This is a genomic window from Saccharothrix sp. ST-888 (assembly GCF_000955975.1).
Classification (GTDB): domain Bacteria; phylum Actinomycetota; class Actinomycetes; order Streptomycetales; family Streptomycetaceae; genus Kitasatospora.
This window is the reverse complement of record NZ_JYJF01000200.1, coordinates 1-5,087: the sequence shown is the minus strand read 5'-3', so window position 1 is coordinate 5,087 and position 5,087 is coordinate 1. Positions and strand designations below refer to the sequence as shown.

Sequence of the window (5,087 nt, the reverse complement as noted above, 5' to 3'; positions counted from 1 at the left end):
GGCGGAGGAGCGGTGCTCGACCGAGGTGCCGCTGCTCGCGGTGCCCTCGCTGGAGGGCCGGGCCGCCCACGAGTCGGCCTGCCACTTCGCCGCGGTGCGGGTGGCGGCGTAGCACGGACAACGGGACGGGCCCGGAGGGAAAATCCCTCCGGGCCCGTCCCGTTGAGCGGCTCAGAGCCGAGCGGTCATCACTTGGTGAAGCCGATGTTCTCGTAGACGTAGTCCGCGAGGCCCGGGGCACCGAGGTTGGCGACGGCCTTCTTCACACCGAAGATGGCGGGGCGCTGGTACAGCGGGAGCAGAGCGGAGACCTTCCACGCCTCGGTGTCCGCCTGGTTGATCGCGGCGAACTCGGCGTCCGTGGTGGGGGCGGCGACGGCGTCGTTCATCGCCTTGTCCAGGGCGTCGCTGCCGACCTGGGTGTAGTTGGCGCCACCGTTCTGGGCGTAGTTCGCGGTCGAGGAACCGGCCGGGAACGGGGTGCCGATCAGCGAGAAGGCGGTCATGTCGAAGTCGAACTTGTAGACGTACTTGTCGAAGAAGTCGTTCGACGGGGCGGTGAAGATGGTGAGCTTGACGCCGATCTGCTGCAGCATCTGGGTCAGCATCGAGCCCTCGTTGGTGGCCACGCTGACACCGGCCGGGATGACGAACTTGAGCGCGAGCTCCTTGCCGTCCTTCTTGCGGACGTCGCCGTCCATCTTCCAGCCGGCGTCGTCCAGGGCCTTCTTGGCGGCCTCGGGGTCGAACTTGCTCAGGCCGCCCGAGTTGTCCTTGTAGCCGTTCTGGCCGGGCACCAGGAAGTGGTTGTTCATCGGCTCGGCCGGCCAGCCCAGGCCGTTCAGGTCCGACTTGGCGATGGTCGAGCGGTCGACGGCCTGGAAGATGGCGGCGCGGACCTTCGGGTCGGTCAGCATCGGGCTCTTGCCGTTGAGCATGATGTGGCGGTAGTTCGGGCCGCCGGCCTCGCGGACCTCGCCGTCCTTGGTCGCCTGGATCTGCTTGAAGCCGGAGGCGTCCGGGCCGTTGTTGTAGAAGTCCACCTCGCCGTTGGCGAACGCCTGCGGCATGGTGTTGGTGTCCATCGCCTTGAAGACGATCTTGTCCAGCTGGGCCTTGTCGCCCCACCAGTTGGGGTCGGCCACCACGGTGACGGTCTTCGCGGTCTGGTCGATCTTGTCCAGCTTGAACGGACCGGCGGTGGCCGGGATCTTGTCCACGTACGCGGTGTTGAAGACGTCCGGGGTGGCGACGTACTTCGCCGGCATCAGCGGCGCGTTGGCGGCGTTGTTGAACATCGACTGCCACTCGGAGTACGGCGTCTTGAACGTCATGATCGCCTGGTAGTCGTCAGCACCCTTGACGACGCTCTCGACCTGGTCGAAACCGGTGGTCGAGGTGGCCTTGAAGTCCTTGTTCTGGCCGTTCTGCGCCTTGACGTTGGCGTCGATGTCCTGCCAGGTGATCGGGGTGCCGTCGGACCACTTGGCCTTCGGGTTCAGGGTCCAGGTGACGACCTGCTTGCCGTCCTTGGTCTCCGCCTTGGCATCCAGCAGGTACGCCTTGTTCGGGGTCTGGGTGCCGCCCGCGTCCGAGCGCCAGAAGGTCGGCATGAGCGCCTTCATGACATCGGTGGTGGAGGTCTCGTTGCCGTCCGCCTCGATCGGGCTCCACTGCGAGGAGAGCTGGTCGATGGCCCAGTTGAGGGTGCCGCCCTGCTTCAGGTCGGCACGGTCCTTGGTGTTCATCGCGCTCTGGGTCATCTTCGGCGCCTCGGAGGCGGCCGGGGCACCCGAGTCGCTCTTGCTGCTGGAGCAGGCGGTGAGGGACAGCGAGGCGGCGGCGATGGTGGCGACCAGCGCGACCGGGATCCGGTTGTGCTTCAAGGGGTTCCCCCTGGTGGTGTACGGATATCGGTGAGTAGGCCCGGCAGCGTCGAGGCGACGGGTGGTGCCGGTGGAGCTTGAGATGCGGCGGTGCTTGGGCGGTGCTGGTGGTGCAAGGCGCCTGAGGCGCAGCTCGGTGGGGGTCAGATCACTTCGAGGGCACGGGCGTAGTGGCAGGCGGCCGAGTGGTCGGCGCCGAGCCGGTCGCTCGCGGGGTCCTCGTCGCGGCAGCGCAGCTGCTCGTCCTCGCTGAGGGTGAGGTACTTCGGGCAGCGGTTGCGGAACCGGCAGCCGCTCGGCACGTTGGCCGGGCTGGGCAGGTCACCGGTGAGCAGGATCCGGGTCCGCTCGCGCTCCTTGCGTGGGTCGGGGAGCGGTACGGCGGAGAGCAGAGCCTGGGTGTACGGGTGGGAGGGTGCTTCGAAGATCGACTCGGTGTCGCCGATCTCGACGATACGGCCGAGGTACATCACCGCGATCCGGTCGGCGATGTGCCGGACCACGGAGAGGTCGTGGGCGACGAACAGGTAGCTGAGACCGAGCTTGTTCTTGAGCTCGTCCAGCAGGTTCAGCACGCCGGCCTGGATGGAGACGTCCAGGGCCGAGACGGGCTCGTCCAGGACGACCAGCTTGGGCTCCAGGGCCAGGGCGCGGGCGATCGAGATGCGCTGGCGCTGGCCGCCGGAGAACTCCTGCGGGTAGCGGTCGGCGTGGTCGGGCTTGAGGCCGACCAGTTCCAGCAGCTCGGGGACCCGGGCGGCGATCCTGACCTTCTCCCAGCCGTGGGTCTTCAGCGGCTCGGCGAGGATGTCGCCGACCGGCATCCGGGCGTCCAGGGCGGCCATCGGGTCCTGGAAGACGATCTGCATGTCCCGGCGGAGCGCCTTGCGGTCGGCCCGGTCCATGCTCTTGGTCTCCTTGCCGAAGACCGTGACGGTGCCGACCTGGTCCTTGGGCAGGTCCAGGATCTCCAGCAGGGTGGTGGTCTTGCCGCAGCCGGACTCGCCGACCAGACCGAGCGTCTCGCCCTCGCGGATGTCCAGCGAGATACCGTCGACGGCCTTGACCACGCCGACCTTGCGCTTGACGATCGCGCCCTTGCTGAGCGCGAAGTGCTTGGTCAGGTTGTCGAGTTCGAGGACGGTCGTACGCTCGGCGCGCGGGCGCTGCTCCAGCGCGGAGACGGCGGGGACCTCGGGAACCGGGTAGATGGTGTCCGGGTCGAGGGCGTTGCCCAGCTCGTGGCTGCGGTGGCAGGCGGTCGGGTGAGTGTTGCCCTCCTTGACCGACAGCATGGGCTCCACCTCGCGGCAGCGCTCGATCGCGATCGGGCAGCGGGCCTCGAACGGGCAGCCCTGCGGCAGCTCGACCATCGACGGCGGGGTGCCCTCGATCGGGGTCAGCGCGCGGCGCTCGGTGTCGTCCAGGCGCGGGATCGAACCCAGCAGGCCGATGGTGTACGGCATCCGGGGCGTGTAGTACACCTCGTCCACGGTGCCGGCCTCGACCGGCTTGCCCGCGTACATCACCTGGACGCGGTCGGCGAAGCCGGCGATCACACCGAGGTCGTGAGTGATCATCACAATGGCGGCGCCGGTGACGTCCTGGGCCTTCTTCAGGACTTCGAGCACCTGGGCCTGGATGGTCACGTCGAGCGCGGTGGTCGGCTCGTCGGCGATGATCACCTTGGGGTCGTTCGCGATCGCCATGGCGATCATCGCGCGCTGGCGCATGCCGCCGGAGAACTCGTGCGGGAAGTTGTCCACCCGGCGCCGCGGGTCCGGGATGCCGACCAGGTCGAGCAGTTCGACGGCGCGCTCGCGGGCCTTCTCCTTGCTCAGCTCCTGGTGGATCTGCAGGGCCTCGACGATCTGGGTGCCGACGCTGTAGACCGGGGTGAGCGCGGACAGCGGGTCCTAGAAGACCATGCCGATGTCCTTGCCGCGGATCCTGGACATCTCGTTGTCCGAGAGGCCGAGCAGCTCACGGCCGCCCAGCTTGATCGAGCCGGAGACCGCGGCGCTGTCGGGCAGCAGGCCGAGCACGGCCATCGAGGACACCGACTTGCCGGAGCCGGACTCGCCGACGATACCCAGCACCTCGCCGGGGCGGACGGCGTACGAGACGCCGCGCACGGCGCGCACCTCGCCGGCCTCGCTGGGGAACGAGACCTGCAGGTCGCTGACTTCGAGGATGGGCTGAGCCTGGTCCAGCCGGGTGTCGGTCACCGGTCGGAGTCCTTCCTTGGTACGGGTGCTGTCCGAGGGCTGCGAGGAGTCGTTCGCGGCCGTCATGAGGTGCTCAGCACATCGGTAGAGGTGCTCGGGCCCTGCAGCTGGTTGGACAGGTTGGTCGCGCCGGCCTTGGTCTCACCGGTCTTCTTGAGCTTCTTGGCCTTGGCCTTGGCGCCGGAGGCGTTCGGGTCGAGGGCGTCCCGCAGGCCGTCACCGATGAAGGAGACCGCGATACCGATCAGCACCAGGCAGCCGGCCGGGAAGTAGAACAGCCACGGGAAGGTCGGGGCGTTGGTGGTGTTGTCGGCGATGATCGTGCCGAGCGAGACGTCCGGCGCCTGGATGCCGAAGCCCAGGAAGGACAGGCCGCTCTCGCCGATGACCGCCGCGCCGACCTGGATCACCGCGTCGATGATCAGCAGCGAGGCCATGTTCGGCAGGATGTGCCGGAAGATGATGACCGGTCCCGGCACGCCCATGTACTTGGCGGCCTTGACGAACTCCCGGTCCTTCAGGGTCATCGTCATCGAGCGCACCACGCGGCCGGTGATCATCCAGGCGAACGCCGCCAGCAGCACCACGAAGATCAGCCAGCTGGCCTTCTGGAACAGCGGCGAGAGTACGGCGATGATCAGGAAGCTGGGCAGCACCAGCAGCAGGTCGACGCCCCACATCAGGACCCGGTCGATCCAGCCGCCGTAGTACGCCGAGACGGCGCCGACGACCGCGGCGACCAGGGTGGTGATGACGCCCACCAGCAGGCCGATCACCAGGGACTTCTGCAGACCGCGCATGGTGAGCGCGAAGAGGTCCTGGCCGCCCTGGTTGGTGCCCCACCAGTGGTCGCCGCTGGGCGCGGCGTTGAAGGCCATGTAGTCGTGGAAGGTGTAGTCGTACTTGTCGAACAGCGGGCCGACGTAGGCCGCCAGGAAGAGCAGGACCAGGATGCCCAGGCCCACCAGGGCCA

The 5,087-nt window shown here is 68.1% G+C and carries 3 protein-coding genes and 1 pseudogene; all 4 read right to left on the bottom strand.

The genetic code is table 11. The features are described from left to right. Window positions 1-188 precede the first annotated feature (188 nt). Window positions 189-1,886, bottom strand: a complete 1,698-nt coding sequence (locus UK12_RS31775) for an ABC transporter family substrate-binding protein (RefSeq protein WP_052682379.1) — start codon at window positions 1,884-1,886, stop codon at window positions 189-191. Between the two features lie 143 nt (window positions 1,887-2,029). Then, window positions 2,030-3,181, bottom strand: a complete 1,152-nt coding sequence (locus UK12_RS43785) for an oligopeptide/dipeptide ABC transporter ATP-binding protein (RefSeq protein WP_231591471.1) — start codon at window positions 3,179-3,181, stop codon at window positions 2,030-2,032. After that, window positions 3,182-4,180: pseudogene (locus UK12_RS43780) on the bottom strand (ABC transporter ATP-binding protein); the annotation flags it as partial. Then, window positions 4,177-5,087, bottom strand: a 911-nt coding sequence (locus UK12_RS31765) for an ABC transporter permease (RefSeq protein WP_045306678.1), incomplete at its 5' end; no start/stop codon positions are given. The pseudogene UK12_RS43780 and the gene UK12_RS31765, both read right to left, overlap by 4 nt.